Source organism: Fundidesulfovibrio butyratiphilus (assembly GCF_054657235.1).
Window position 1 is genome coordinate 2,090,529 of sequence record NZ_BAAHXA010000001.1, and the last position, 22,175, is coordinate 2,112,703.

Here is a 22,175-nt window from a genome sequence, read left to right on the forward strand (position 1 = left end):
AAAACTCCTTTGTGAAGGGCCGGCGCGTCACGCGAGACGGCCTTTGGAGATTGGCCAAGTTCGGCAAAGTCTGATAGGCCAGCACGCCATGACGCTTTGGCCCCCCCCTGGCTTTCGCGCGGTCGTGGTGCTGGCCGCACACGGCTCGTCGCATCCCGGGGCGCGGGGCGCGCTTTCGGGGTTCGCCGACAAGGCCAGAATGGCCTGCGGCGGGCTTGAGGTCCATTTGGCCTACACCGCGTCACCGCGCCTCGGCAACCATCGCCTTCCCGCGCCCGAGCCGGACCGTCCCGCTCCCAGGGGACGCCCGCTCGCCCAACTCCTGGACCGACTGGACGCCGATCTCCCCCAGGCTCTGGCCGCGCAATCGTTGCACGTGGTGGCCGGGGACGAATTCGCCCGCACCGAAACGCGACTGCGCGACTTTTCGCGCGCGCGCGGCCTGGACCTGCGCCTGGGCGGCCCCCTGCTGCGCGACCTGGACGACATCGCGCCCGTGGCCGACGCCCTGGCCGGCTGCCTGCCCACGGACATGGCCCCGGACGAAGCCGCCGTGTTCATGGGCCACGGGACCGCCCGGGCCGGTCAGGATCTCTACCTGGCCTTGGCCGAACGCCTGCGTGTCCTGGGCCTGCCGGTGCTGCTGGGCGTGCTGGAGGCCACGGCGCCCGGAGATCCGTTGAGCCTGGCCGTGGTGTCGCGCGCCATGCGCGGGGAGGGATTTCGCCGGGCCCGGCTCATGCCCCTGCTCACGGTGTCGGGTCGCCACGCCGCCGCCGACCTGGCCGGCGACGGACCAGGCGCCTGGAAAACCCGGCTGGAAGCCCACGGCGTGGCCTGCAAGACCGACCTGGCCGGGCTGGTGGAACGGCCGCGCTTTTGCGCCCTGTGGCTGGACCGGCTGGCCGGCCTGCTCGCGCCTTGACGCTCCCCGGTCCCCGCTGCGTACGTTGAGCGGCCCGCCGTTTTTCGCCCCCCGCTTTCCCCGCGCGCCCACCACGGGCGGGCAAGGGAAAATCCCCGCCTCCGCGTCGGTTCATGACACGCCGCATCCCCAAAGACGTCGGCCGACGCGGCGGGCTTGACACTTTCGCGCCTCTTGCCAACGTGTTTTCGCACGGGCCGTCAGGCCTTTTTTTCTTCCTTGCGCAACCGATGCACGACCAACGCCGACGCATTGGAAGAGGGATGCGCAACGCGCGTCCGCAAGAATAAGTCCGAAATACTCTTTTTCAAGGAGTCGTCATGAATCGCAGAACGTTTCTCGCCACGGCTTCGGGCGTGGCCGCGGGAATCGGCCTCGGCGCCGGCACGGGGGGCGCCAGCGCCCGGGCGGCGGTACTTCCCAAGCCCCGAACGGCCGGGGGCAAGACCCTGGAGGAGGCCCTGTGGGCCAGAAAATCCGTGCGCGAATACGCCGACACCCCCCTGGACGAAGACCTGCTCTCTGGACTTCTCTGGGCGGCCTGCGGGGTGAACCGCCCGGAGGAAGGCCGGCGCACGGCGCCCACGGCGGTCAACCGCCAGGAGATCGACGTCTACGTGGCCAAGGCGGACGGACTCTTTGTCTACGACGCCAAGGCCCACGCCCTGACCAAAATCCTGGACCGGGACATCCGCGCCCTCACCGGCAAGCAGTCCTACGTGGGGTCGGCCCCGGTGAACCTGGTCTTCGTGTCGGACATGGACAAGGCGGCCGGCTCCACCCCGGAAGACAAACTCCTGCTCACGGCGGCGGACACGGGGTTCGTGAGCCAGAACGTCTATCTGTACTGCGCGGCCATGGGTCTGGCCACGGTGGTGCGGGCCAACATCGACCACGCGGTCCTGGCCAAAGCCATGGGCCTGGCTCCGCATCAGCGCGTCATCCTGGCCCAGTGCGTGGGGCATCCCAAGGCATGACGCCCTGAAACGCCCCCCACGGATAGGGCGACCACGGTTTCTTGCCAAGAACGCATACGGAGCGGGGCGACGGGAGGGTATCCCTTCGGCCCGCTCCATCTTCGCGCGCCGGCTTGCGCCTTTCCCGAACCAAGAGATCGGAAACGCGCAGGGCATTGATATCCAGGAACTTCGACAGCCAGGTCGGGTGTGGCATGTCCCGTCCGGGGGGGGTGGCGCGGACAGACGCCGGGAGAGAAAAAAAGCGCGACCGACGGCCGCGCCGAATCAGGCCGGGACCAGCACCAACCGATCGGAGCCCTTTTCCAGCTTGAACTTCTGCCCTTCGGGAAATTCAACACCCGCGAGCATGTTCTTCGTGAGCACGATCTTGCCTCTGCGATACACCGGGGAGGTGGCCCTGCCCCTGGTCGAGGAGCCGGGAATTTCGAGATATTCCTTCTTTTCGGTCATAAGCTTGAACAAATGGCTTTTCAGGGTCGGCATGGATTTGACGCCGAGTTCCGCCATGATCTCCTTGGCGTTTTTTCCTTCCTTGATGAGCATATACAACTTTTCACCATCATATTTCGCTTCGATTTTTTGTCCTTTCACCGCTGGCATGGCATATCCTCCGACAATGGAATTTTCGATAAAACGAACACTACAAGTATGATCGACGGCCTGTCAAACGTTTCATATCCTCTTTTTCAAAAGCTTGATTCTTTCGATTGAAACGACTGTTGAAAATCGATCGGATCTCCTTCCGTGACAGGATACCACCGGTCGTTGTCGAGAAGGCGGAGATCTCCCGTCCAACGGTCGAGACGATATGCCACGGCATATCCCTCCTGATTGTCTATGACGCGCAGGTCGTAGCGCAAAAACCACGACACCCAAAACAGCATCGCAAGCACACAACAAGACAAAACGACCGTGAGTCGAGTGAAGGGCATCTCTTTTCCCCTTGAAAACACAAAAACGTCGGCGCGAAACCGGGCCGAACGGCAAAACGGCCCCGCGCCAGGTCAGGCCGCGACACACGTTTGGCCCTGTTTCCCCTTGGCGTCAACCGCCCGCGCACCGACGCGCGGGCCCGGCTCCCTGGCGGAAGCGTCGAGGGCATCCCTTGCATCTTGTTGTTTTTTTTGGCACCACGCACACCGAGCGAAACAACCGATATCCCACGCCGGAAATCCGGCGCGACAACCCCGAACACGCATCCCGAGCAGCAAAAGGAGTACCGCGATGCAACACGAACAGGCGAATCCCGGACCGTTGGGGCTTCTGGGCTTTGGCATGACCACCATCCTGCTCAATATCCACAACGCCGGATATTTCCCCCTGAGCGCCATGATTCTGTCCATGGGCATCTTCTACGGCGGCATCGCCCAGATCATCGCGGGCATCCTGGAGTATAAGCGCGGCAACACCTTTTCCTACGTCGCCTTCACCAGCTTCGGCATGTTCTGGCTGTCCCTGGTGTTTATCATCATGGCTCCCAAATGGGGCGCCACCGCCGCCACGGAACCCGGCTTCATGGGCTGGTACCTGGCCCTGTGGGGCGTGTTCAGCCTGTTCATGTGGGTCGGAACCGCGGGCAAGGGCCCGGTGCTCAGGTTCGTGTTCCTTTCCCTGACGGCGCTGTTCTTCCTGCTGGCCGCCCACAACTGGACCGAATCGCACCAGATCGGCCTCATCGCCGGCTGGGTGGGCCTGGTCTGCGGCGGATCGGCCATGTACCTGGGCATGGCCGAAGTGGTGGAATCCGCCCAAGGCCGCAAGATCCTGCCGTTCTAAGTTTGTACGCTTTCCCCCCGCGCCGGGTCCGTCCGGCGCGGGGTCGCCTTCCCGCCGCCGCGGATTTCCCCCGACTTTCGCCTTTCGCCCGTCCCCCGCGCTCCCGCCGCCGGTCCGCCTGGCCCGATCCGGGGCTTCGTTGACAGCCGGGCGGGGAAAAGCGTACTGCGGGCCACGCCAAAACCATACTTTGTCGCGGACTTTTCGGACCCGGTCCGGCCCGTCCGCCTGCGGAGGCCACATGAGCATCGTCACACGGTTCGCCCCCAGCCCCACCGGACACCTGCACATCGGCGGGGCGCGCACGGCCATCTTCAACTGGCTCATGGCCCGCCAGGCCGGAGGAACCTTTCTTCTGCGCATCGAAGATACGGACACCCAACGCTCCGACCCGGCCATGACCGAAGGGATTCTCGCCTCCATGCGCTGGCTGGGCCTGGACTGGGACGGCGAGCCCATTCACCAGAGCTCGCGCTTCGACCTGTACAACGCCTACATCGACCGCATGCTGGAAAACGGCCACGCCTACTGGTGCTCCTGTACGCCCGAAGAGGTGGAGGCCATGCGCGAACGGGCCAGGGCCGAAGGACGCAAGCCCAAATACGACGGCTGCTGCCGCGAAAAGGGACTCGGCCCCGGACCCGGCCGGGTGGTGCGGCTCAAGGCCCCGCTTTCGGGCTCCACCCTGGTGGAGGACCTGATCCACGGACCGGTTCGCTTCGAAAACGCCGAGCTCGACGACATGGTATTGCGCCGCACCGACGGCACGCCCACCTACAACCTGGCCGTGGTCGTGGACGACGCCACCATGGGCGTGACCCACGTGGTGCGCGGCGACGACCACATGAACAACACTCCGCGCCAGATTCTCATCTATCAGGCCCTGGACCTGCCCCTGCCGGCCTTCGGCCACGTGCCCATGATCCTCGGCGGCGACAAGAAAAAGCTCTCCAAGCGTCACGGGGCCACGGCGGTGTTCGAATACGGGGCCCAGGGCATCCTGCCCGAGGCCATGCTCAACTGCCTGGCCCGCCTGGGCTGGTCCTACGGCGACCAGGAACTCTTCTCCCGCGAGGAGCTGGTCAAATATTTTTCGGTCAAGGCATTGGGCAAGTCGGCCTCGGTGTTCGACACGGAAAAGCTGCTCTGGCTGAACCAACACTACATCAAGGAATGCCTCCCGGACCGGCTTTGCGACCTCCTGGCCGAGTTCCTGGACAAAAAGGGCCTGCCTTCCACGGACCGGGACTACATCAAGGGCTTCCTGCCGCTTTTGCAGCCGCGCTCGCGCACCCTGGCGGAAATGGCGGACCAGGCCGTGATCTTTCTCTCCCCGGACGACGCCTTGCCCATGGACGACAAGGCCAAGGCCAAGTTCCTGACCGCCGAGACAATGCCCCTGCTGGCCGAACTGCGCCAGGACCTGGGCGGCCTCGACGCCTTCACCCACGACGGGCTCGAAGGCCTGGTCCAGGCCTTTCTCGAACGCAAGGCCGTAAAGTTCAAACTGCTGGCCCAACCCTTGCGGGTGGCCCTGACCGGCCGCACCGCCAGCCCCGGCCTGTTCGAGGTCATGGAATGCCTGGGCAAGGAGCGCACCCTGGCCCGATTGGACCGCGTTCTGGGCTGATCGGCCCGGAGCGGGTCGGGCGCGGCGGCCCGGACGGGCGCAAAACGCCCCCGGCGGCCAGAGGGGGCCCCTCCCTGGACCTCCCGAGCGCGGCGAACGATCCCCGGACGCCTGGCCCACGCGCGAGCTGACCGGACGCGCGTGGAAACGTTTCAAGAACGAAGGCCTTCCGGGCCGGCACAGCCGGCCCGGAAGGCCTTCGTCATTCTGCGGGGCCGAGGAACAGCATGCCCCGGCCGCCGAAGACGCTTTTCGCGCCCCTACAACTCCGCCGGCGCGGGCGACAGGATCGCGGGCGAAACCTCGCGGACGTTGGGCACGGCTGTGAGCAGCATGGCGGACACGAGTTCGTTTTTGATCTTTTCCAGATACGCGGCCACGCCGTCGGCCCCGCCGCCCACGGCGGCCCAAACCAGGGGGCGACCGATGAGCACGGCGTCCGCGCCCAGGGCCAACATCTTGAGCACGTCGATGCCGGTGCGCACCGCGCCGTCGGCCAGGACCGCGATACGGCCCTTGACCTTGGCCGCTATGGCGGGCAGCACCTCGGCGCTTCCCGGCGTGTGGTCGAGTACGCGTCCCCCGTGGTTGGAGACCACGATGGCGCAGGCCCCGGCGCGCACGGCCAGTTCGGCCTCGTCCACGGTCATGACGCCTTTCACCACAAAGGGCGCCTTGGCCAGGGCGGCCAGCTCGCGTATTTCCTCGAAGGTCTTGGGGCCCACGGGCTGGCCCTTGAGGGCCATGGTGATAAGCCCCGCGCCGTCCACGTCCATGCCCACGGCCACGGCCCCCACGGCTTCGGCCTCGCGCACGCGTTTAATGACGTCCTCCTGGGAGCGGGGCTTGATGATGGGCACACCCGCCCCGCCGGCGGCCTGAATGGCGTCCAGGCCGGACTGGTACATGGCCGGATCGGCCCCGTCTCCGGTCATGCTCAGGGTTCCGGCCTTGAGGCATCCGTCCACGACGCATCTGGCGAACTCGGCCTCGGTGATCGCCGCGTTCATGTTGTAGGTGGTTCCGGTCATGGGCGCGCCCAGCACGGGCAGGGCGAGTTTCCGGCCGAAGAGTTCCAGTCCGGTGTCCACGCTTTTCACCCCGTGGATGGTGCGCAGGTTGAGCCGGTACCGTTTGAGCGCCTGGACGTTGGCGAAAAACGACGCTCCGGTGCCCGTTCCGCCCATGCCGGGCACTTCGCCCACACAGGCCCTGCCGTCGCACACCGGGCAGACCCGACACGCTCCCTTGAGGGCTTCCTTGGCGATCTTTCTCACAGCCGCGAGGTCCATGTTGCTCCTCCAAGGCCCGGTCTCCCGGGCGGGGTCGATTTGCGATTTTGCGTCGAACGAACAGGCCGCGTCCACACCCGCCCCGCGCGAGGCCAAAGACCGGCCGTGCGCGACTATTGGGGCATGAGCCCCTGCATGCGCAGCACTTCCAGCACGATGAGCTTGCGCTGGGGAACCTGCTCGGGCTTGTCCACGTCGATGTTGAGGGCGAAGTGCCAGACATCGCCGCCGCGTTCCAGCCAGCCCACCCACCAGGCCAGCTCGGGGTGGCCGTTGCGGGACAGCAGCCCGGTTTTGGTGCGGAAGACGTAATCGGGTCCCTTTTCGGCCATCATGTCCTTGACGATGTCCATGGCCCACGAGGAAAACGGCAGCCTGTCCCGGTAGAGGCGCGAAAGAAAATTCACCTGTTGCAGGGCCGAGATGCGCAAGCTTCCCTCCAGCCAGAAGGCGTCGATGGGCGCGCCGGTGATGGTGGCGTTGCCGTAGCGGCTGGCCCGCACATACCAACTCATGCGTTCCGGGCCGATGCGCCGGGCGATGACCTGGAACACGGGCACCGCCGACACCTGAAAGGCTCGGCGCAGGCTCAGGTTCTGGTTCCAGGCCGGGACCTCGCGGGTGACGCCGTCCCAGGCGAAGAGGGCCTCGGGGCCGTCGGCCACGCCGGTCTCCAGCGCGATGAGGGCGCTCATGATCTTGAAGGTCGAGGCGGGCAGGTAGCCCGTGGCCGCCCGTTTGGAGTCGAAGACGTAGGTTTTGGGATCGCCCTCGCGCTTGAGCACCAGCGTGCCCCGCACGCCGGCTTTTTCGAAGACGGCTCCCCACTGCGGCTGTTCGGTGAGCCCGGGGGGCGCGACAGGCCCCTTGGCCGCGCAGCCCAGCAGGCCGAACGTCACGACAAGCATGCAAAACAGGCGTCCGATCATGCGCCATCTCCTTGGGCGGTATGGGTGTGCCCCGGCTCCCCGCCGGGCTTGTGCCAGGCGGGCGGCGAACCTCACGGATTGAAGCCGCGCCTTGTGAAAGGCTACCACGATCGACATGGACTTGGCAAAGACGGCGGCGCGGGCTCGCGGTTTGCCGCCTCCGGGCTTGATTCTTGATAAACGCGGGGTTTCGGACTACGTGCGGCCAGTGCCGAAACGCGGACTTTTGGTGAAGGACGCTCGGCGGCATGGATGCGTTCGACGACAATCCGCCTGAAAAACGCGGCTGCGCCCCCCCTGCGAGACGCTTCTCCCCCGGCCTGGGGGTTTTTCGTCACGCGCAAAGGCGTTCGGCGGATCCGCAAGCCAAGGACACGGTATCTCCATTGCGCACTTTCGCGGTCTCGTTGCTGGTTTTCGTGCTGTTCTTCGGCCTTCTGGAAGGAGGCAGCCGCTTGTACGAGGGCTGGAAAGGCTCCCGCGACGACGCGCCCGCCCAAAGCGCAGGACCGCTCGACGCGGCCAAGGCCCTGGCAAAGTACGACCCGGAACTGGGCTACACGCTGAACCAGGGCGACAACGCCGACCCGAACCTCTTCGTGGATTCGCGCGGCCGGCGTTTCGCGCGCAAGAAGCCGAAAAACACCTACCGCATCGTCTGCCTGGGGGGCTCCACCACCTACGGCGTGGGCTCCAAGCCGGGCCTGGGCTATCCCGAGCTTCTCCAGCGTCTGTTCGAACTGACGGGCCGGGACCGCCCCGTCAAGGTTGAGGTCATCAACGCCGGGGTCATGGGCTACCACAGTTGGCACAGTCTCATCCGCAGCCGGGTCGAACTGGACGTCCTGCAACCCGACCTCTACCTCCTGATGGACGGCCTGAACGACATCCTGGCGTCCCAGAATCCCAAAATCCTCCAGCAACGGATGGACAAAAAAACCGCCCTGTTGGCCCTGGTCAACGCCAACCCGCCCGGCCCCCTGCACGCCCTGAACACGTTTCTCATGCACTCGAGCTTCTACCGGACCATGCACCGCCTGGCCGATTCCCTGGCCCGGCCGCATCCGACCGGACAGGACGTTCCCCAGGCCCCGGCCGAAACCTACCTGGAACGGATCGAACGCTTCGGCTACCGGGACAACATCAAGAAGTTCATGGAGCTCAGGAAAGCTCAAGGCATAGCCGTGGTCCTGGTGAACCACCCCTGGATCGTGGGACCCGGGGAAAACGTCCAGCAGGCTAGGGCGCGACTGCCCTACGATGTGGACCCCTGCTTCGTGTTCGGAAGAACCTACGTCAGCCAGACGGACCAGGACCTGGCCCGGAAAGAAGACGCGCCCCTGGTGGATCCCCAGCCGGCCCTGGACGCCCTGTCCGCCAAAGAACCCAACATCTTTCGCGTCTTTGTGGACGCCCAGCACTACACCCCCCTGGGCAACCTGGCCCTTGCCCGGAGCGTCCAGACCGGTCTTTGCGGCATGGACTGGTTTCGCAAGGCCCTGGGCGGGGACTGCGCGTCCCTGTCCGACCAAGCCTTCGCCTCCGCCTTTCGGCCGATCCTGAACCATGGCCGGTGCATGCTCGATTACGGCTGGCCCAAGGACCTGTCCCGGGCCCTCGCCAGCGAAATCGTCTCCACCACGGACCTGAAAAAAGTGGACCAGGCCTTCGGGGCCTGGGGCTTCTACGCTCCGGCCCCCGGCAAGCCTGCGGGCAGGCTCGTCGTGCGGGTGACCCCGACGGCCGGGTTCCACAACGCCGTCTTCTATCCCAGGTTGGTCGCCCTGGGGGACGAAGTGCGGGTCGTATCCCGCTCTTCCGACAAAACCACGGTCGTGTTTCGCCTCAAGGAAACCGACAAGAACCTGTTCCCGGAAATCTCCCAGGCGTACGGCCTGCGTCTGCCGGACAGCGCGGGCGCACCCGTGACCCTGGAAGTGGAGCTCACCGGGCAGGCGGAACTCTATTTTCAGAAGGAACGACTCTTCTTTTTCGACGCCCTCCACGAAAAGGCCGACCTGCGCGGCTGCGCCCAGGAGCCCGAACCGGACGGCGCGCCTCATTCCACGCGGTAGCGCACCGCGTCCGACCGGCCCTGGTCGTCCACCACCACCAGGCGGTGGCGGCCCGGAGCCAACTCCAGGAACAACGCCTCTCCGGGAGCGCCCTTGGCCACGAGCAACCCGTCCTGAAACCAGGCCAGCTCGCGCACTCCGGCGGCCGCATGGGCCGAAAGCCCCACCCGCTCGAAAGACCGGACATGCCCCTGGGGCGCGCGATAGGCCGCGTCCGGCCGGGGAGACACGATACGCGGCGGTTCGCCGACCAAGGCCTGATGCGGGCAGTCCGGGTCGGGGCGCGGCCCCTGCGGCACGGGCGCGCCTCCGGCCCGCCACCAGGCCACCAGTTCCGGCGGATAGATCGCCACCACCTCTTCCCGCACCTCGCGCCCTTTCAGGCACTCCCCGGCCACAAGCAGGCCGGTGCGGGCGTCCGTCAGCACGCGCCGATGCACCGGGCAGGGCCCGAGCCTGGTGACCCCGGGAATGACCGGTATGCGCACCGTGTTGCGGCAGTCCGGGCCGGGCAGTTGGCGCGACTCGGCGCAGACCTCGGCCTGGCCCAGGGCCAGGTCCCTGGGGATGGGCAAGGACTGCCCATCGGGCTCCAGGGCCCGAAACACGTCGAAGAGCAACGGCGCGGCCTGGCGAGCCCCGGAAATCCCCTTGACCGGACGGCCGTCCACATTGCCGGTCCAGACGCCCACGGCGTAGCGAGCGCTCACGCCCAGCGCCCAGGCGTCGCGGTGGCCGAACGAGGTGCCGGTCTTCCAGGCCACGGCCGGCACGCCCCTGGCCCGGTCGGGCCCGGCCGGCAGATCCGGACGTTCCAGGCGCGCCAGGATGTCCACGGTCAGGGCGCAGGCCTCGGGCGAAAGCAGCGGCGCGGGCCGCGCCTCGTCTTGGGGGCGCAGGCGCGCCGGGGCGAAACGGCCGCCCAACGCCAGGGCCGCGTAGAGGTTGGTCAGGTCGAAAAGGGTCACCTCGCCTCCGCCCAGCACCAGGGAGAGCCCGTAATGGGCCGAGGGCCGATCCAGGGTGGTGAGGCCGCCCGCGCGCAAAAGCTCCAGAAAGCCGGAAGGCCCCACCTCGGCCAGCAGGCGCACGGCCGGGGCGTTCAGGGAGTGGATCAGGGCCTCGTCGGCGCTCACCCGGCCCCGGTACGCGCCGTCGTAGTTCTTGGGCTCGTAGCCGCCGAAGCTCACCGGAACGTCGAGCAGAAACGACCCCGGCGAAAGGATCCCCCGGTCGAAGGCCAAGGCGTAGAGAAAGGGCTTGAGGGCCGACCCCGGAGACCGGGGAGACCTGGCCGCGTCCACCCGGCCGTGATGCGCGTCGTCCAGGTAGTCGGCCGAGCCGACCAGGGCCGCCACGGACCGGGTGGCCAGGTCCTCGACCACCACGGCCGCGTTTTCCACCCCCATGGCCCGCAGCTCGCCCAGACGGGTGCGGACCAGGGAGCGCACGGTCTCCTGGATGCGTCCGTTCACGGTGGTGCGCACGGTCGGCTCGTTTGGGAAGCGAGCCGCCATCATGCGGCAAAAATGCGGCGCCACAAGCGGCACGCGCGCCAGGGCCAGGGGCAGGTCGCGCTCCCGGGCCAAGGCGATGGCAGCCGGATCGGCTCCGCCCACGTCTTGCAGGGCGTCCAGCACGGCGGAGCGCGCCTTGCGCGCGGCTTCGGGACGGCGCACCGGATGGTAGCGAACGGGCGCGCGGGGGATGGCGGCCAGCAGCGCGGCTTCGGCCAGGGACAGTTGGCCGGGGGCCTTGCCGAAGTAGAACCGGCTGGCCGCGCCCACGCCCACCAGGTTGCCCCCGTAGGGCGTGAGGTTCAGGTAGAATTCGAGAATCTGGCGTTTGGAAAAGCGCAGTTCGAGCTGCGCGGCCCGAAAGACCTCCACCAGCTTGGCCCGGTAGGTGCGGCGCTTGGGCTCGACCAACCGGGCCACCTGCATGGTGATGGTGGACCCGCCCCGCACCACCCGACCGGCCCGCAGGTTGTCGACCAGGGCCGAAAACAGCGACACCGGATTCACGCCCGGATGGGAAAAGAAGTGACGGTCCTCGCTGGCGATCAGGCAGGCGGGAAACACCTCGGCCACCTGGTCCAACGCGACCGGGAACCGCCACATCTGGTCCGGGGCCAGGGAGTAGGTCAACGGCTCGCCCCGGTCGGAAAGGATCATGCGCGACGGCTTTGGCGCGAGCCGTTCCACGGGAAAGGGAAACAGCGCGTTCAGCAGAAAAAAAAGGGCCACGGGCAGCGCCAGGACGATCAGCGCGATCCGCACGCTCCGCAAGCGCACCAGGTGTCGCGGCCGGACCGGACCAGACGCGCGCGGCGGCGCGTTCGCAGGCGCTTCGGCGTTTTTCGCGGCGGCTTCCTTCACCCGGCTTTCCTCAATCCCGCGTCGACCCCCCTGCGACGGCGAACCCTCCGGGACATCCGCGATCGACGGCGCCAGGGCCCGCCGCGCCCCGCCTTCCGGTCCGCCCGTCCCCGGGCGCGACCACAACCGGGACACGCGTCACCCGGACTCCTGAAGCCTTGCCCGCGCTCGGTTCGTTGCCGCGCCTAGCAGCCCGCCCCAAAAGTCGACTCTTGCAGCCTGTTCAAAGACGTGCTGGCAAGACGCGCAAAAAAGTCAAGCCCGAAGCGGAGTTGGCATCCGTTGAGGGGTTGCGTTTTTCGCAGCAACGCAGCCAGCAAGGATTGTTCAACAGCCTGCTAGAGCTTGGCCAATTGGGCCAGGGCTTTCTCGTTGTCCTTGATCCAGGCGTAAAGGTCTTCGAGGATATCGCGGGCGCTTTTCTTGGGTTCCCAGTTGAACTCGGCGCTGACGCGGGTGTTGTCCGTAACATAGATGCCCAGGTCGGCGGGCCGGTTTTCCGGGTCGCCGGTCACCTCGATCACGTTGCCGGTGATGTCGCGGCAGAGCATGGTGGTCTCGAAAAGCGACAGGCTCACGCCCAGGCCTCCGCCCACGTTGTAGATCTTGCCGTCGGCCTTGTCCCAGTCCGAGGTCTGTTTGTCGAGCAAAAGGAAGAGGTCTTCCGGGTGCAACAGGTCGCGCACCTGCTTGCCCGTTCCGCCGAAACCGATGTAGCCCAGCTTGCGCTTGAAGTAGTGGGCCTGCATCCACAGCGAGAACACCCCCTGATCCACCTTGCCGAACTGCCAGGGACCGGCGATCACGCCGCAACGGTTCACCACGGCGCGCAGGCCGTACATGGCCCGGTACTCTTCCAGGATGAATTCCGAACACAGCTTGGTGGCCCCGTACATGGACTTGGGCCCCTGTATGGAAAAGTCCACGTCCACGCCGGCCGGGCTCCAGCCCCGGGGCCCCTGCTCCACGGCCCAGACCAGACGCGTGTCGCCCTCGTTCACCGGCACGGCGTTCAGGGCGTCGTAGGCGTAGACCCGGCTGGTGGAGAGAAACACCACGTCGGCCTTGTGCTTGCGGCACATTTCCAGGCAGTTGAAGGTGCCCACCAGGTTGGTGTTCACCAGGTACTCGGGGCTGCCGCCGAAGCCGGCCAGCACCGAGGGCTCGGCCGAACATTCCAGCAGCAGACCGATACGGGTCTGGAGGTTCAGGTCTTCGGGGTTGCGGATGTCGCCGTGCAAGAACTTGATGCCGGCGGCGGCCAGGCGGGGCAGGTTGTACTCGGAGCCGCGCCGTTTGAGATTGTCGAGCACGAGGATTTCCTGGTCCGGATACTTGGCCTTGAAGGCCATGGCCAGGTTGGAGCCCACAAAGCCGGCTCCGCCGGTGACCAGGATCGCGCCGTCGCATTTCGGCATGGAAAAAGCTCCCTGGCGGAGAAACCGCCGGAAGAATGTTCATCGATTCGCAAAAGCGGAGTATTGTAAAACTCAATCCACGACAATTTTGCCGCGCACACTACCCGCCATGTCACAGCCTTGCAACCGGCAATCCTCAGGCCAGGCCATCTGCCCGTCCCCGACGCCGGCGACGCCGGAAACACGCGCCCGGCCCGGAAACACCGCGTTTCCGGGCCGGGCCGTGGCAAGCGGCATTGGCGCTCCGACCGCCCCCGGCGCGACCATGCGGCCGCGCGCGGGAGCCGGTCACAGCCGGCGACCCTACTTCGCCACGCGTTCTCCCTCCTTGCCCGGAGCCACGCCGAGGGTCTTCAGTTCGGTGTCGGCGCGCAATTCGGGGTAGTACATGGCTTCCGCCTGGGCCGGAGGCAGGGCGTAACGCCCGGGAATCACGGCCCGGCACAGGGTGTAGAGATCGGCCCAGGCGTCCTTTCGCAGGTCCAGGAAGGCGTTGACCCGGTCGGCGCGCATGTCCACGTACGCGGTGGCCGCGGGCGCGGCCTCCATCCAGGGCAGACGGTCGGTGCTGGCCAGGCGCGGGTTCTCCACTTCCAGCCCGGTGGGCAGGAGCTGGGAGACGGCCACATGCCGGACCGGACCGGAAACCGAGCGCACCGAGGTCTTGATCACGACGCCCTGTCCCTGAACCAGATTCGCCGGGTCCAGAGGCTTGCCGTCGCGGTCCAGGAACACGCGCTGGATCTCCAGGCCGCGGCTTTCCGGCTTGAAAGCCGAAGGCGCGGGAATGCCCCTGGTCTCCAGGGTGTAGAAGACCGCCTCGGGCCGGCACTCCTCGGACAGGGCCAGGGACAACGGCCCCTGGTCCCGGATGTCGGACAGGGACAGGATGCTGGCCGTATCGAAGGCGGCCAGGACCTTTCCCGAAGCCAGCACCTGTCCGGCGCAGGCGGGCAAGGCCTGATCCCTGGCGGCCAGCTTGCCCAAGGCCATGAAGGCCACGGCGGCCTCCTGGGTGGTGGGGGCCGGATCGGACTCCAGCAGTCGGGCCAGGGTGCGGGCGGCCTCGGCGGTCCGGGGCGAGGACGGGGCCGCGTCGGCCAGGGCCACGGTCAACAGGGCCTGGGCGCGCAGCCCCGAGTCGAACACGTCGGCCTGGGGCTCGGCGGGCGCGGGCGCGCCGGGACGGGCCAACAGGACATCGGCGGTCCGGGTGTCGCCCACGGCCGCGTAGGACGCGGCCAAAAGTCCCACGGCGTCGGCGCTCATGGCGTCCAGATCCTTGCTTTGCAGCCGGTCCATCTGGCCCTTGTCGGCCTTGCCGGCCCGGGCCAAAACGTACAGCCCGTAGGCCGTGGTCTTGAAGGCGTCGTCGCGTCTGGGAGCCTTGACCAGGGCGGCCACGGCGGAGAGCGCCTGGTTCAGGTCGTTTTGCATCACCTGGTAGCCGGCCCGGGACGCTTCGAGCAGAAAATGCGTCGCGTAGACCGTGGTCCAGGCGTGTTCGGTTTCGCCGCCCGGCCAGAGCGTAAAGCCTCCCGAAGGCGTCTGCATGGTCAGGAGCCGGCCGATTCCCGCCTGCACCTGGGACTGGGGCGAGGCGTCGGCCAGGGCCTTGGGGTCGATGCGCTTGGCCAAATCCGCGAAGTAGAGCAGCGGAAAGGCCTTGGAAACGGTCTGCTCGGCGCATCCGTACGGATAGCCCAGCAGATTTTCCAGCTTGCCGGCCAAACGGATCACCGGCAGCCGGCCCAGGCGCAGGTCGCGGCGCACGGTTCCGGGCAAGAATCCCTGGTCCGAGGCCTGGCCCAAGGCAACGGTCCGGGCCTGGGCCTGCCCCGAAACCAGGACGCTCCTGGCCGGCAGGGGCGAACGCACCAAGAGCTCGGTTCGGGCCTGGGTGGTCTCGGCGTTGCCCGAGGCCGTGACGGAAAGCGCCCCCACGCCCTCGGACTGGGCGGCCCGCACGACGAACACCGCCGAGACCTGGGACCCGGAGGGCACGTTCACGGTCTGGCGGCCCTGGTCTACACCGAGCGGCCCGGTGGCGGACATGTCCACCTGGAAGGCGCCGTCCTTGCCCGTGTCGTTGCGCACCGCCACGCCCACGAACATTTCGTCTCCCATTTGGGCGAAGCGGGGAAAGGTGGGCAAGAGGGCCAGGGGACTCTTGACCCGGGTCAGGCGCTGGGCCGACCCGAAACGCGCCCCGTTCACGGCCACGGCCATGATGCGCACCGCGCCCTGAAACTGGGGCAGGTCCACGCAATACTGGACCCGGCCCTGGGCGTCGGCCTTGAGCGGACCGCTCCAGAAGGCCACGGACTTCTCGCCCTGGGGGCTTTGCGTGCGCAGAAAGCGGCTCATATCCTCGTCGCCGCCGGCCGGAGCGCGCAACATCCGGGCGCGAAGCTCGGGCAACAGCAGGGCGAAGGTGTCGTAGGAGTTCACCTGCAAGGCGCGCTTGGCGTAGAAGGTGGACCACGGGTCCGGCGTCTTCTGGGCCACCAGTTGCAAAATGCCCTCGTCCACCACGGCCAGGGTGACCAGAGCCCCGGGATCGGCCTTGGCCGTCACGGTAAGCCGGGTCAGGGGACGCACGGTCTCGGGGGCGAGGATGGTCACCTCCTGGCGTCCGGCCTCGCGGCCCACGCCCAGGCTCAGGGTGCCGAAGGCGCGTCCGGCCTGGCCCGGAGCCACGTCCGCGCCCTTTCGCACCAGCACGCCGGTCACGTAGACGTTGGGGCTGTAGCCCTGCCGGATGGGCACGTCCACTTCGGCGGTGTTGCCGGCCATGTCGCGCACGAAGACGTCCTTGACCGTATCGGACTCCACCGTGACCAGGAGCTTGCCCGAAAAAGGCGCGCGCACCTGGAGTCTGGCGGTCTCGCCGGGCCGGTAGTCGGCCTTGGGCGCAACGAACTCCAGCTTGGCCGGATTCTCCACGGCCCAGGGGTTGAAGCCTTCCCCCCGGGCGTAAAACGAGAGCTGCGCGCAGGCCCCGGAGTCCGGGTCGCTCAGACGCAGGCGGTAGGCCCCGAACTTGGGCGGGGTGAGGCTCACCTGCCCCCTGGCCCCGGGGGAGGCCAGTTCGCGGCGCTCCACCAGGCGGCTGTCGCGCTTGGTTTCGTAGCGGTAGCCCGGACCGTCGCGGCGCAGCACGGTCTGCCAGCGATCCTCGTAGAGTTCGGCCACCAGGGACTTGGCGGCGATTTCGCGCCCTTGCGGGTCCACCACCACGTAGTCGAAGGCGTGGGCCACGCCCGGAGCCAGGCCCGAATCGGCCAGCCTGGCCAAGCCGGGATAAGCCGCGTAGGCATGCACGGGCACCAGCGTCCGGGCGGCCACGCCGCGTCCGCCCTCCTCGCTGACCCTGGCCGTGAGCTGGGCCGACAGCGCGGCCGGCGGCTTAAGGCCCTGGGGCACGGCGGCAACGAAGGAGGCCTTGCCGTCCGCACCGAGCTTGCCCGTGGCGTCCGTGAGATCCACGGGCTCGAAGGCCCGTTCGGGATCGCCGAACACGAAGCCTTCCAACCCCTTGGGCGCGAAGTCGGTCTTGACCAGACGCGCCGAAGTTTCCACCCCGAGGCCGGAGGCCGGCGCGCCGAACAGGTAGTCGCCGGTCACGGTATAGGCCAGATCCTGGCCGGGAGCGGCCGCGTCCTTGTCCGCGGCGACGGACACGGTGATGCGGTCGGGCTTGAAGTCCTCCACCTCGAACCGGTACTGGCCTATCTCCTCCTCGCCGGCCAGGATGGACACGGCGTAGGGACCGGTGGGAAAAAGGACCGGAATGGTCCGGCTGAGGGTGGCCAGGCCCTGGGCGTCGGTACGCGCGGTGTCGGTGGCGAACTCGCGGCCTTGGGCGTCGGAATAGACCAGCTTGAGCGGAATGGACGGCGGGGCCTTGAGGGCCGGATCGCGCACGGCCACGGCCAGGCGCACGGTTTCTCCCGGCCGGTAGATGTCGCGCTCGCCCCAGGCGAAGGCCTGGTAGCCCGAAGGGGGCAGGTCCACGCCGCTCACGTCCAGGCCCGTGGTGTCGGTGAGAAAACGTTCGAAGTGCAGAAACGTCATGTCGCCGCCCTTCTCCACCACCACGAGAAAGGGCTGCTGGTTCTCGTCCAGGGAGGCAAGGCCCTTGCCCCGCCACAGACCGTTCGCGTCGGTGGTTCCCTGGTACAGGGGCTGGTTCTTGGTGGAGAGCACGGTGACCTTGGCGCCGGCCAGGGCCGAAAGGTCCTTGAGCGAGGTGGCCCAGACGAGCAGTTCGTCATTGGAGCGCTTGGCCGCCAACCCGATGTCCGTGATGAGCAGCCAGCGCTGCTGGTCGGCCACGTCCTGGTCGCGGCCCACGCTCACCCGGTAGAACCCGGGGGCGTAGTCCTTGACCAGGGCGCCCACGTTCAGCGGGACCTGCCGGGTTTCGTTTCTGGCCTTGGCGAACCGCACCTTGAACTCCCCGATGGTTTCGCCGAGATACGGCAAAACCGACGAGCCGTAGGTTTCGCTTTCGAAGGTGGACTGGTCGTAATAGCTCAGGCTGAAAAAGATGTTGTTGCGGTAGACGCGTTCGATGCGCACAAAGGCCTGTCCCAGGTTCACGGCGTCGAGGGCCACGGACTGGGATCCGCTCTTGGGCAGGAACATGCCGGGCTGGGCGAACCACACCCTGGGCTGGGCGTCGGGCATGGTCAGGGAGCGGGAAAGCCCTTCCTCCAGCCTGGCCCCGTCCACGGCGACCAGGCCCTGGCGCAGGGTGAAGGCGTAGGTCTGGCCGGGCTTGAAGGGGCCGTTCAAGACGATATCGCCCGAGTCCCGGCTGGCGGCGAAATCCACCTGGGGCGTGACGGTCAGCACGTCCTTGAGGGCCTCGGGCGCGACCCGCGAGCTGAAGCGCAGACGGACTTCGCCCGGTGTTTCTTCGCCGGAAAGATTCTGGTCGCCCGGGGCGGTCCGCAATTCCACCAGGCGCAACAGGGGGCTGAAGGCCACGGTCACGGGTTCGAGCAGGGGCTGGGTCAGACGGTAGCCCTTGGTGGACACGATGGAGCCCGCGTCGGCCAAAACGGTCAGGGTGCGCGGAGTCTGTTCGGCCGTGACCGGCTCGCTGGTCAGGATGGGATCGAAGCAGGGACCTTCGTCGCTTTGCGGGTCAAGGGCCAGAGGCACCGGGTCGCCGGGGCCGCGCTTGGGATCGACCAGGCGCACGGCCTGCAGCACGGCCTTGGGGTCCACCTCGCGGGTGAAGCGCAGAAAGACGCGCACCTTGACCTGCCCGGTCTTGCCGGAAACGGGATCGAGTTCGGTCTTGACAGAGGGCAGGGCCAACCCCTGCGCCTTGAGGGTGAAGGCGGTCTTGCCGGCGAGATGTCGCCCCTGGGGCAGAAGGTCCGCGCGGGCGGTGAAGACGTAGTCCTTGGCCGGGTCCAGCGACGAGGCGTCCTTGGGCGTGAAGCGCAGGACATAGGGTCCCATCCAGAGCCATTCGCCCTCGATTCCCGGAGAGACGTCGAAGGGCGGACGCTCCAGAGGGCCCTGGCTCGTCTCGGGTCCCGCCGGGGCGTTGAAACCGAAGTACACGCCGTAGGGAGCGCGCGTGTCGCGGGTGAAGCTTATGATCTCGGGGGAGCGGGCCTTGGCCGGAGGGGATGTGGCTTCACCGGGCTCGGCTCCCGGTTTCGCCGGCTGGGCGCTTTCGGCCGGGGCCTGCGGCGCGGGAACCGTCCGGCGATCGAACAGGAAAAAGCCCTGCACGGCCACCACCACGAGAAGCGCGGCAATGGCCCAGTTCTTGAGGGTATTGTTCATGGCATCCGCTCCGCTGCGTCGATCCCGCGCCGGGTCCGGCTGGAATCCCGGGCACGGGGACAAGGTTGCGCGTCCTGGACCGGGTTTGGCCTCCGCCTGTCCGGCGGCCCGGCCCGCCCGACCCCATCGCCCGTCCGCCCGCCACGCGCCGAAGAGACGACGCGGCCCGCGAATGGTGCGTTTCAAACCCTGTCTATGCGTCTTCGACCTCCGGGGCAACGCCTTCTTGACGAAAAACGCCTTCGCTTCTACATGCCACGCTCATGACCGACCCCTTCGCGTTGTCATCCTACGCCTTCGATCTGCCCCAAGACCGCATCGCCCAGACTCCGGCCCAGCGACGGGAGGACTCGCGCCTCATGGTGGTGGACAAGGGCCAAGGCGTGGCCGCCCACGCCGGCTTCGCCGAACTGGCCGACCACCTGCCGCCCGGAGCGCTGCTGGTGGCCAACAATACCAAGGTGTTGCCGGCCAGGCTCCTGGCCGTCAAACCCACGGGCGGGGCGGTGGAGTTCTTGCTGCTCACGCCCCTGCCCCTTCTCGAACCCAAGGCCGTGGGAGAAGAATTCCGCGCTCTGGCCGAAGGGCTGGTGCGGGTTTCGAAAAAGCCCAAAAGCGGCGAGGCCTACGTCTTTTCGCCGGACCTGTCCGTGATCGTGCTCGAACGCGGTCCCTTCGGCCGCTGCCGGGTGGAACTTCGCTGGCAAGGCGACCTGGCGGCCATCTTCGAACGCATCGGCCACGTGCCCCTGCCGCCCTACATCCGCCGCGCCGACACGGACCAGGACCGCTCCCGGTACCAGACCCTGCACGCCGCCCCGGACAAACCCGGCTCCGTGGCCGCCCCCACCGCCGGACTGCACTTCACCCCGGAAATGCGCGCCGCCCTGTCCGCAAAGGGCTTCGGCTGGGCCGAAGTCACGCTGCACGTGGGGTACGGTACCTTCAGCCCGGTGCGCGAGGCCGACATCCGCAAGCACCACATGCACGCGGAATTCGCCGAAATTTCCCCGGAAACCGCCCAAGCCGTGGCCCAGGCCAAGAACGAAGGCCGTCCCCTGGTGGCCGTGGGCACCACCTCGGCCCGGGCCCTGGAAGGCGCTTTCGCCAAAACCGGCGCCGTGGCCCCGTTTCGCGGCTGGACCGACATCTTCATCGCGCCCGGATACCGCTTCGCCGTGGTGGACGCCATGGTCACCAACTTTCACCTGCCGGGGTCCTCGCTGGTGATCCTGGTCAGCGCCCTGGCCGGTCGCGAAACCATCCTCGACGCCTACGCCCAAGCCGTGGAGCGCGAGTATCGTTTTTTTTCCTACGGCGACGCCATGCTCATCCGCTGACGCGCCGGGCCAGGGCGAAGCCACGGCAAAGCCTGGCCCCTGACGACGCGGCCGAAACGTGCACACGCCCCGCCGGCCCCTCGAAACCCCCAACCCGGGATACGACCATGCCTGACCGCCTTTGCCAATCCGTCCGCGTTCCCGAACGCCTTTTCGGCATCATCGGCCATCCCCTGAGCCATACCCTGTCGCCGTTGCTGCACAACTGGGGATTCGCCCAAAGGGACGTGAAGGCCGCCTACCTGGCCTTTCCCACCCCTCCCGAGCGGCTCGGAGACCTGATAGCGGCCGTGCGCGCCCTGCCGATTTCCGGGCTCTCCGTGACCATTCCCCACAAGGAGGCGGTCATGCCCCTCCTGGACGAAATCACCGAGCAGGCCCGGTTGGCCGGAGCCGTGAACACGCTGTACTGGAAAGACGACAAACTGGTGGGCGACAACACGGACGTGGACGGCTTTCTCGCCCCCCTGGCCGCGCGTCCCGGACCAAAGAGCGCCCTGGTGCTGGGCGCGGGCGGAGCGGCCAAGGCCGTGATGGCCGGGCTCGGCATGCTGGGCGTGTCCGACGTCACGGTGACCAATCGCCACGCGCCGCGGGCCGAGAGCCTGGCCAAAGAGTTCGGAGCGCGCACGCTGGCCTGGGACGACCGCCTGGACGCGCGCGCCGATCTGGTGGTGAACACCACCCCCCTGGGCATGTCCGGTTCGGGCCAGGCCCTTTCGCCGTTTTCCGGCTACGCCTGGACGCCGGACCAGATCGCCTACGATCTGGTCTACAACCCGGCCGTCACCGTCTTTCTGGCCGAAGCCCGAAAGGCCGGAGCCCTGGGCATCGGCGGGCTGGACATGTTCGTGGGCCAGGGGGCGAAGCAGTTTCGCCTCTGGACCGGAAAAGACCTCCCCCTGGACCAGGCCGCCGACCTGCTGCGTCAGGCGCTTGGAATCGAGTAGGGGCGCGCGAGGCGATACCCGCGCCATCCGGGCGGACCGACGGGACCCGCGCCCGTTCGCGTCCGCCCGTGTTCTTTGGCTCAGTGCGTGGTTTGCGAGTCCTCTTCCGGCATGCCTTCGAGCCTGGCCACGAACTCGCGCACCTGGTCCAGCTTGCGCCAGTTGCGGTAGTGCTCGATAAACTCGGCGAAATCCAGGCGCTTTTCATCCAGATAGGTTTCGTGGCCCTTGATCCAGAGCGAGAACATGTGCAACTCGATGCGAAAGGGCTTGGAGTCGAAAATCTTGAGCACGATGTCGGCCTTGCCCTTGCCCTCGTCCAGGGTTTCGAGCACATAGGCCCCCACCTGGCGCTGGGACTCCTCGGCGCTTATCAGGGCGTGGTTGCTCTTTTCGAGCAGGGGGAACAGGTCCGGCACGTCGCGACGGCACTGGGCCAGCACCTCCTCGGGCACTTCCAGCACCGAATTGCCCGCGATTTCGGTGGTGAAATAAAATCGCGCCCAGTATTCAAAGAAAAACACCCGGGCGATCTTGCCGACGAGCAGGTTTTGCAACTGATCGTTGGTCAGGTCCATTCTATACGCTCCTTTCGGGCCGCCGAAGCGGCCAGGGACGCAGGTGAAAAAAACGGCGGCGCGTCCTGCCCGCCGTGGTCCGTTCGTCCGCCT

At 67.3% G+C, this 22,175-nt stretch carries 14 protein-coding genes; 7 read left to right on the top strand and 7 right to left on the bottom strand.

Features of this window, described 5'->3' with window-relative positions; genetic code table 11:
- The first annotated feature begins 88 nt into the window (after positions 1-88).
- Both ACYQ01_RS09665 and ACYQ01_RS09670 read left to right on the top strand, forming a co-directional pair.
- Positions 89-925: a sirohydrochlorin cobaltochelatase gene (locus tag ACYQ01_RS09665; protein ID WP_459933632.1), complete on the top strand. Its 837-nt coding sequence runs from the start codon at positions 89-91 to the stop codon at positions 923-925.
- A gap of 320 nt (positions 926-1,245) precedes the next feature.
- Entirely contained in the window at positions 1,246-1,902 is a 657-nt protein-coding gene (locus tag ACYQ01_RS09670; RefSeq protein ID WP_459933633.1) for a nitroreductase family protein, read from the top strand.
- Positions 1,903-2,169: 267 nt separating this feature from the next.
- Here ACYQ01_RS09670 and ACYQ01_RS09675 read toward each other — a convergent pair whose 3' ends face one another.
- The gene (locus ACYQ01_RS09675) at positions 2,170-2,505 is read right to left on the bottom strand and encodes a hypothetical protein (protein ID WP_459933634.1); all 336 of its coding nucleotides are present in this window, start codon (positions 2,503-2,505) and stop codon (positions 2,170-2,172) included.
- 624 nt (positions 2,506-3,129) lie between these two features.
- Here ACYQ01_RS09675 and ACYQ01_RS09680 point away from each other — a divergent pair.
- On the top strand, positions 3,130-3,681 hold the full coding sequence (locus ACYQ01_RS09680) for an acetate uptake transporter (RefSeq protein ID WP_459933635.1): 552 nt from the start codon (positions 3,130-3,132) through the stop codon (positions 3,679-3,681).
- Between the two features lie 241 nt (positions 3,682-3,922).
- Positions 3,923-5,311 (top strand): glutamate--tRNA ligase, encoded by a 1,389-nt coding sequence (gene gltX, locus ACYQ01_RS09685; protein ID WP_459933636.1) that lies wholly within the window; start codon positions 3,923-3,925, stop codon positions 5,309-5,311.
- Positions 5,312-5,571: 260 nt separating this feature from the next.
- On the opposite strand, the gene ACYQ01_RS09690 is transcribed toward gltX, so the two are convergent.
- Together ACYQ01_RS09690 and blaOXA are read right to left on the bottom strand one after the other, a co-directional pair.
- The gene (locus tag ACYQ01_RS09690; RefSeq protein WP_459933637.1) at positions 5,572-6,603 is read right to left on the bottom strand and encodes an alpha-hydroxy-acid oxidizing protein; all 1,032 of its coding nucleotides are present in this window, start codon (positions 6,601-6,603) and stop codon (positions 5,572-5,574) included.
- Between the two features lie 113 nt (positions 6,604-6,716).
- Positions 6,717-7,532, bottom strand: a complete 816-nt coding sequence (blaOXA, locus tag ACYQ01_RS09695) for a class D beta-lactamase (protein WP_459933638.1) — start codon at positions 7,530-7,532, stop codon at positions 6,717-6,719.
- A 386-nt stretch (positions 7,533-7,918) separates the two neighbouring features.
- On the opposite strand from blaOXA, the gene ACYQ01_RS09700 reads away from it, so the two are divergent.
- Positions 7,919-9,607 (top strand): SGNH/GDSL hydrolase family protein, encoded by a 1,689-nt coding sequence (locus ACYQ01_RS09700; protein ID WP_459933639.1) that lies wholly within the window; start codon positions 7,919-7,921, stop codon positions 9,605-9,607.
- Here ACYQ01_RS09700 and pbpC read toward each other — a convergent pair.
- The 3 genes from pbpC to ACYQ01_RS09715 all read right to left on the bottom strand — a co-directional run bounded on the left by pbpC (position 9,592) and on the right by ACYQ01_RS09715 (position 19,214).
- Positions 9,592-11,886, bottom strand: coding sequence for a penicillin-binding protein 1C (gene pbpC / locus ACYQ01_RS09705; RefSeq protein WP_459933640.1), 2,295 nt, complete (start codon positions 11,884-11,886; stop codon positions 9,592-9,594). The two genes, ACYQ01_RS09700 and pbpC, sit on opposite strands and share 16 nt — an antisense overlap.
- Positions 11,887-12,323: 437 nt before the next feature.
- Positions 12,324-13,403: an NAD-dependent epimerase/dehydratase family protein gene (locus ACYQ01_RS09710; protein ID WP_459933641.1), complete on the bottom strand. Its 1,080-nt coding sequence runs from the start codon at positions 13,401-13,403 to the stop codon at positions 12,324-12,326.
- A 303-nt stretch (positions 13,404-13,706) separates the two neighbouring features.
- Positions 13,707-19,214, bottom strand: a complete 5,508-nt coding sequence (locus ACYQ01_RS09715; RefSeq protein ID WP_459933642.1) for an alpha-2-macroglobulin family protein — start codon at positions 19,212-19,214, stop codon at positions 13,707-13,709.
- A gap of 263 nt (positions 19,215-19,477) precedes the next feature.
- On the opposite strand from ACYQ01_RS09715, the gene queA reads away from it, so the two are divergent.
- Complete coding sequence (queA, locus tag ACYQ01_RS09720; RefSeq protein ID WP_459933643.1) at positions 19,478-20,554, top strand: tRNA preQ1(34) S-adenosylmethionine ribosyltransferase-isomerase QueA; 1,077 nt, start codon at positions 19,478-19,480, stop codon at positions 20,552-20,554.
- A gap of 107 nt (positions 20,555-20,661) precedes the next feature.
- The gene (gene aroE / locus ACYQ01_RS09725) at positions 20,662-21,504 is read left to right on the top strand and encodes a shikimate dehydrogenase (protein ID WP_459933644.1); all 843 of its coding nucleotides are present in this window, start codon (positions 20,662-20,664) and stop codon (positions 21,502-21,504) included.
- A gap of 80 nt (positions 21,505-21,584) precedes the next feature.
- Here the strand turns inward: aroE and ACYQ01_RS09730 are convergent, their stop codons facing one another.
- On the bottom strand, positions 21,585-22,082 hold the full coding sequence (locus tag ACYQ01_RS09730; RefSeq protein WP_459933645.1) for a hypothetical protein: 498 nt from the start codon (positions 22,080-22,082) through the stop codon (positions 21,585-21,587).
- Positions 22,083-22,175 lie beyond the last annotated feature (93 nt).

Coding starts and splice junctions, on each gene's coding strand:
- ACYQ01_RS09665 (WP_459933632.1), top strand. CDS start 89: ATGACGCTTTGGCCCCCCCCTGGCTTTCGCGCGGTCGTGGTGCTGGCC.
- ACYQ01_RS09670 (WP_459933633.1), top strand. CDS start 1,246: ATGAATCGCAGAACGTTTCTCGCCACGGCTTCGGGCGTGGCCGCGGGA.
- ACYQ01_RS09675 (WP_459933634.1), bottom strand. CDS start 2,505: ATGCCAGCGGTGAAAGGACAAAAAATCGAAGCGAAATATGATGGTGAA.
- ACYQ01_RS09680 (WP_459933635.1), top strand. CDS start 3,130: ATGCAACACGAACAGGCGAATCCCGGACCGTTGGGGCTTCTGGGCTTT.
- gltX (WP_459933636.1), top strand. CDS start 3,923: ATGAGCATCGTCACACGGTTCGCCCCCAGCCCCACCGGACACCTGCAC.
- ACYQ01_RS09690 (WP_459933637.1), bottom strand. CDS start 6,603: ATGGACCTCGCGGCTGTGAGAAAGATCGCCAAGGAAGCCCTCAAGGGA.
- blaOXA (WP_459933638.1), bottom strand. CDS start 7,532: ATGATCGGACGCCTGTTTTGCATGCTTGTCGTGACGTTCGGCCTGCTG.
- ACYQ01_RS09710 (WP_459933641.1), bottom strand. CDS start 13,403: ATGCCGAAATGCGACGGCGCGATCCTGGTCACCGGCGGAGCCGGCTTT.
- ACYQ01_RS09715 (WP_459933642.1), bottom strand. CDS start 19,214: ATGAACAATACCCTCAAGAACTGGGCCATTGCCGCGCTTCTCGTGGTG.
- queA (WP_459933643.1), top strand. CDS start 19,478: ATGACCGACCCCTTCGCGTTGTCATCCTACGCCTTCGATCTGCCCCAA.
- aroE (WP_459933644.1), top strand. CDS start 20,662: ATGCCTGACCGCCTTTGCCAATCCGTCCGCGTTCCCGAACGCCTTTTC.
- ACYQ01_RS09730 (WP_459933645.1), bottom strand. CDS start 22,082: ATGGACCTGACCAACGATCAGTTGCAAAACCTGCTCGTCGGCAAGATC.